Source organism: Halomonas sp. ND22Bw, assembly GCF_003011945.1.
In the GTDB taxonomy this organism is placed as follows: Bacteria; Pseudomonadota; Gammaproteobacteria; order Pseudomonadales; family Halomonadaceae; genus Halomonas; species Halomonas halophila.
The window spans coordinates 1-274 of sequence record NZ_PXWD01000812.1; the positions used below are offsets into that span (position 1 = coordinate 1).

1 protein-coding gene is annotated in these 274 nt (G+C 48.5%); it reads right to left on the reverse strand.

Going from position 1 to position 274, the window contains the following annotated elements; genetic code table 11:
• Window positions 1–41: 41 nt before the first annotated feature.
• Window positions 42–274: hypothetical protein (locus tag CVH10_RS26815; protein ID WP_219924898.1), on the reverse strand; the 233-nt coding region annotated here is incomplete at its 5' end.

Here is a 274-nt window from a genome sequence, read left to right on the forward strand (position 1 = left end):
AACTGGGACTGCAATTGAGCACTTTGAAGTGGATTAAATCGTCACTCAAACCAAATGCTTTTAATCTTCTGCTTAACGATTGCCCAAAACCTTTGAAGAAGATCCTCGCCTGGGCTTCCCATCTTCAACATTCTTGCCTGCGCATCGTATCCGGCAATAGATGCCAAAACCACCCCTAGCAAGGCGCCGATATACCAAGCCATTCCGAGGGACCACCCCATAAGCAGAGGGCCTGCTATTAAGACGGCCCCAACCATCAAAGCCAAGTCAGTTT